The sequence below is a fragment of the Streptomyces sp. WAC04114 genome, assembly GCF_019733245.1.
Taxonomy (GTDB): domain Bacteria; phylum Actinomycetota; class Actinomycetes; order Streptomycetales; family Streptomycetaceae; genus Streptomyces; species Streptomyces massasporeus_A.
Map to the genome: position 1 here is coordinate 1 of NZ_JAIGQA010000294.1, position 5,425 is coordinate 5,425.

Here is a 5,425-nt window from a genome sequence, read left to right on the forward strand (position 1 = left end):
GGGCGGTGGTGGCGGGGACGGTGAGGGCGGCGGCGGTCAGCAGCAGCGCGGACAGGGGTCTGAGCACTCGCTTCCAGGGCAGCATCGGGTGATCTCCTTGCGGCTCAAGGGGGATGCGACGGGACGGGGCCCTGTGATCCGGATCACGAGGATGCTGTTCACTCGTCAAGTTACGGGCGAGTAGTCAAACTGGGAAGTTACGCGTCAGTAAAACTTGCAGCGATAACCGGCGCGCGAGACCCCGGCCTACACGCCTTCACCAGGCGGGCCGGATGGGCCCGTGCGGTGCGATGCGCAGCAACTGCCGCCCCAGCGCGCACACTTCCCGCTCCCCCAGCAGATCCCCCCACTCGCGCACGGCTTCCGCTGCCGCCTCCTCCGCGGCCCGGGTGCAGGCCCACCCCCGCTCGGTCAGCACGATCAGCCGCGCCCGCGCGTCCTCGGGATGCGGCCGCCGCTCGGCGTACCCCTTGCGCACCATCTCGTCGACGAGCTGGCTCGCGGCCTGCTTGGTCACGCCCAGATGGGCGGCGAGGTCGGTGGCCGTGGCGCCGTCCGGGGCGAGCCGGGCGAAGGCGAAACCGTGCGCGGGCCGCACCCCTTCGAAGCCGCGGGCGAGCACGCCCTCGTGGATGCGCTGGGTGAGCCCGCCGGCGACGGCGAGCAGGGCGGCGGACAGGGCCATGGCCTCGGAGTTCTGCACGCATGCATTGAAACACCCTTGACGTGACGGTCAAGCGGCTTGACTATATGGTCAAGCTACTTGACCACTTGGAGGTATCGTGCCCATCGTCCGATCGTCCGAAGCCGTCGTCCACGAGATCCACGGCGCCCGTTTCGTCTCGTACGCCACCCCGGGCAGCGGCAGCAAGGAGCTGTGCGCCTGGCGCGGTGAGATCCCGGCCGGCCTCAAGGCGCCCGCGCACACGGTCAGCCGGGAGGAGATCTTCCATCTGCTCGACGGCGAGCTGCTGATCACCCTCGACGGCCACACCGAGCGGATCGCCGCGGGCGACACGGTGATCATCAACCCCGGCGCCACCCTGACCGTCGAGAACCCGACCAACAGGACCGCGTACTCCTGGGTCACCACTTCCATCGGCCTGGAGGCGCGGCTGGCCGACGGCACCCGCATCGTGCCGCCATGGGCCAACTGACGTCACGGGCAGGGAGCTACGCCGCCCGCCCCCCTAGTCCCCCGGGCATCACCGCCCGCGGCCCGAACTTCGCGCGCGCCTGGTCCGCGACCTCCTCGATACGGCGGACCTTCTCGTCCACCGGATCGAAGGTCAGCTGGTGGGAGGCCCGATCGGCGGGGTCGAGCCCCTCGGCGCGCAGGGCGACGGCCCGCACCCGGGCCCGCTGCAGCCCGAGCGCCTCGTACATGCCGTACGCGGCCCTGGTCAGCGCCGGGGAGTGCGCGGTCGGTTCGGCCAGGGTGCGGCTGCGGGTGGTGGCGGACCGGTCGGCGTAGCGCACGGTGAGGGTGAGCGTGCGGCAGACCTTCTCCAGGGCGCGCAGCCGGGCGCCGATCTCCTCGGCGGCCGACAGCAGCGCCCGGCGGTGCCGCTCCGGGTCCAGCTCGTCGCGCCCGAAGGGGCGTTCCGTCGCGAGGGACCGGGAGACGGCGTTCGGCACGACCCGGCCGCGGTCGACGCCGTTCGCCTTCTCGCGCAGGTCACGGCCGGGTTTCGCGCCGATCAGCCGTTGCAGTGTGGACAGCGGCGCGGCGGCGACCCGGCCGAGGGTGTCGAGGCCGTAGTCGCCCAGCGTGCGGGCGGTCGCGGTGCCCACGCCGGGCAGCGCGGCGACGGGCTTGTCCGCGAGGAACTCCGCGATGGCGTCCGGCTCGTCGGGCACCGTACGCGTCACCCCGGGGGCCGCGTCGCTCAGCGCCATCCGGGCCAGCATCGGCCCGGGCCCGGCCCCGATCACGCAGTCGACGCCGTGCAGCGCGAGCGACCGCACCCGGATCACCGAGGCCAGTTCGACGGCGTCGCGCCGGAAGTACCGCTCGGCGCCGCGCAGGTCGGCCAGCGCACCGTCCGGTGGCAGGGCCTGGACGACGGGGGTGAACTCCTCGAGCATCCCGAGCAGATGGGGCAGATCCGCCTCGCTCGTCGGAGGCAGCTGGAAACGTACGCAGAGGATGGTCATCCCGCACTCCCCGGACTCTGGTGCCACAACTTCCTTGTGTTCGCGGGTCCTTCGCCCGCCGGACGCAGATCGGCCCAGGGGTGCATCTCGTACCCCGTGGACATGCGGATCTTCCGCTGCTCCATCGGATCCTTGGCCGCGGAACCCGTCGGCGCGGGCGCCCCGGTGCAGCTCGGTCAGATGCAGTTGCAGATCGCGGCGGTTGGCGCCGAACGCGTCCAGCGCTCCCACCTGCGCGAGCCGCTGGGCCAGTGGACGGCTGGGCCGGCCCCGCTCCCAGAAGTCGACCAGTGAGTCGTAGGGCTGCCCCTCGGCGATCCGCGCCGCCTCGGCCTCACTGATGCCGTGGACATCGGAGAGGGCCAGCCTCAGCCCCCATTTACCGGACACCAGTTCGATACGGTGTGCGACCCCCGACGCGTTCACGTCCAACGGCAGCACCGGCACCCCCCGCCGCCGCGCGTCCGCCAGCAGCAGCCGCTTCGGGTACATCCCGGGATCGTGCGTGAGCAGCCCCGCGTAGAAGGCGGCCGGATGATGCGTTTTCAGCCACGCCGACTGGTACGTCGGCACGGCGAAGGCAACCGCGTGCGCCTTGCAGAAGCCGTAACTGCCGAAGGCCTCGACGATCTCCCAGGTCCGCTGAATCGTTTCCGCGTCATACCCCCGGGCCGCCGCGTGCTGCGCGAACCACACCTTGATCCGCGCCTGCGACTCCGCGTCCGACAGCCCGCGCCGCACCCGGTCCGCCTCGCCGCGCCCGCAGCCGGTCATGATGTCGACGATGTCGATGATCTGCTCGTGGAAGACGACCACCCCGTACGTGTCCCGCAGCGGCTCCTCCAGATCAGGGTGCGGATAACGGATCGGCGCCCGCCCGTGCCGTGCCTCGATGAACGGCCGCACCATGTCGGCGGCGACCGGCCCGGGCCGGAACAGCGAGATGTCGACGACGAGGTCGTGGAACGTGGCCGGCTGGAGCCGCCCGACCAGATCCCGCTGACCGGGCGACTCGATCTGGAAGCACCCGAGCGTCTCGGTGGACTGGACCAACCGGTACGTCTGCGGATCCCCCGGCGGCAGGGCGTCCAGATCGACCCGCACCCCGGACACCCGCTCCACCTCACCCACCGCGTGCGCCATGGCCGACTGCATCCGCACACCCAGCACGTCGAGCTTCAGCAGCCCGAGGTCCTCGACGTCGTCCTTGTCGAACTGCGACATCGGAAAGCCCTCGCCACTGGTCGGCATGACCGGCGTACGCGCGAGCAGCGAGGCATCCGACAGCAGCACCCCGCACGGATGCATGGCCACCCCGCGCGGCAGGGCGTCCAGCGCCTCGACCAGCTCCCACAGCCTCCCGTACTTCTCCTTCTCCCCGGCCAGAGCGCGCAGCTCGGGCAGCTCCTCCAGTGCCGCACGGGCATCCCTCGCCCGGATATGGGGAAAGGACTTGGCGACCCGGTCGATCTCGGCCGGGTCCATCGACAGAGCAGCCCCCACATCACGTATCGCGTGCCGCACGCGATACGTCTCCGGCATCGCGACGGTCGCGACCCGCTCGGTGCCGAACCGGTCGATGATCGCGCGGTAGACCTCCAGCCGGCGCGCGGACTCCACGTCGATGTCGATGTCGGGCAGCACGACCCGCTCCTTCGACAGGAAGCGTTCCATCAGCAGTCGGTGCTCGACCGGATCGGCGTGCGCGATACCGAGCAGATGGTTGACCAGCGACCCGGCCCCGGACCCGCGGGCGGCGACCCGGACGCCCATCATCCGTACGTCCTCCACCACCTGGGAGACGGTCAGGAAGTAGGAGGCGAACCCGTGGTGGGCGATGATGTCCAGCTCGTGGTGCATCCGCTCCCAGTACTCCCGCCGCCGGTCGTACCCGCGCAGCACCATCCCGGCCGCCGCCCGCGAGGCCAGGGTCCGCTGGGCGGTGCGGTGCCCCGCGCCGACCAGATGCGGCTCGGGAAAGTGGACGGTGCCGATCCCGAGATCGTCCTCGGGGTCGACCAGGCACTCGGCGGCCGTGGCCTGGGTCTGCTCCACCAGCCGGTGAGCCGTCTCCCGCCGGAACCCCGCGGCCTCCACGATCCGCTCCGCCACACCGGCCATGTCCCCGGCGCCCTTGAGCCAGGCCGCCCCGGAGTCCAGCCCCTTGGCCGGGTCGATGGGCACCAGCCGCCGGGCGGCGTCCAGCACGTCGGCGACCGGCCCGAGCCCCGGGTCGGCGTACCGCACCGCGTTGGTGAGCACGGGCCGGATGCGCTGCTCGGCGGCGAACCCGACGGTACGGGCGGCCAGCCGCAGCGACCCCGGCCCCGTACCCTCCCGGCCGTGCCAGACGGCCTCCAGACGCAGGTCGTCGCCGTAGACCTCCCGCCAGGGCACGAGCAGCCGCGCCGCCCGGTCGGGCCGCCCCGCGGCCAGGGCGCGCCCGACGTCCGACGCGGGCCCGAGCAGCACGGTCAGCCCCTCGGCATGATTGCGCCCCCAGGGCAGCAGGGGTGGCCCCTCCCCCTCATGGGCAGCCGAGACGAGCCGGCACAGCTCCCCCCACCCCCGGGCACCGTCCCGGGCGAGAAAGGTCACGCGGGGAGCCGACTCGTCGACAAAGGCACCACCCCGCACCGGGGTCCGCCGCCGCCGCTCGACCCTGGGCTCCGTACCCGCCACCGCCAGATCGACCCCGAACAGCGGCCGGACCCCCGCCTTCCCGCAGGCCTTCGAGAACCGGACCGCACCGGCGAGCGTGTCGCGATCGGTCAGGGCCAGGGCGTCCATGCCCCGCTCGGAGGCACGCTCGGCCAGCCGCTCCGGGTGCGAGGCTCCATAGCGCAACGAGAATCCGGAGACGGTGTGCAGATGCGTGAACCCCGGCACACGCACCTCCCGTACTCGTGAGCCACACCAGCTCTCGAACATCTGTTCCCAACGACCTCACCCCCACCATACCCCCATCCTCGAATGTATGTGCGACATCCGTTCGGCCCCGCCCCACCTGCGGAAACACCCCGAACACCCCGACCGTGGAGCCATGCCGCACAGCTCGTTCCTCGCCGAGGTGAGAGACGCCGTCACCCCGCGGGCCACCCTGCTCATCGTCGGTGTGATCGCGCTACAGCTGCTGTTCATCGCCTCGTACGTGGGAGCGCTGCACGACCCGAAACCCAAGGACGTGCCCTTCGGCCTGGTCGCCCCCCAGACGGCGGCCACACAGGCGATCACCCGACTCGAACGCCTCCCCGGCTCCCCCCTGGAC

3 protein-coding genes and 1 pseudogene are annotated in these 5,425 nt (G+C 71.9%); 2 read left to right on the forward strand and 2 right to left on the reverse strand.

The window, feature by feature from the left end:
* Positions 1 to 256 precede the first annotated feature (256 nt).
* A complete protein-coding gene (locus K4G64_RS38105; RefSeq protein WP_221760439.1) occupies positions 257 to 703 on the reverse strand; it encodes a MarR family winged helix-turn-helix transcriptional regulator in 447 nt (148 codons plus the stop codon).
* Between the two features lie 79 nt (positions 704 to 782).
* On the opposite strand from K4G64_RS38105, the gene K4G64_RS38110 reads away from it, so the two are divergent.
* On the forward strand, positions 783 to 1,157 hold the full coding sequence (locus K4G64_RS38110) for a cupin domain-containing protein (RefSeq protein ID WP_221760440.1): 375 nt from the start codon (positions 783 to 785) through the stop codon (positions 1,155 to 1,157).
* Positions 1,158 to 1,173: 16 nt separating this feature from the next.
* On the opposite strand, the gene dnaE is transcribed toward K4G64_RS38110, so the two are convergent.
* On the reverse strand, positions 1,174 to 5,088 hold the full coding sequence (dnaE, locus tag K4G64_RS38115; RefSeq protein ID WP_221760441.1) for a DNA polymerase III subunit alpha: 3,915 nt from the start codon (positions 5,086 to 5,088) through the stop codon (positions 1,174 to 1,176).
* A 112-nt stretch (positions 5,089 to 5,200) separates the two neighbouring features.
* Between dnaE and K4G64_RS38120 the strand changes: the two are divergent.
* Positions 5,201 to 5,425: pseudogene (locus K4G64_RS38120) on the forward strand (DUF3533 domain-containing protein); the annotation flags it as partial.

What these genes read in the sequence shown, in the direction of transcription:
- dnaE (WP_221760441.1), bottom strand. Translation starts at nt 5,088, where the DNA reads ATGTTCGAGAGCTGGTGTGGCTCACGAGTACGGGAGGTGCGTGTGCCG.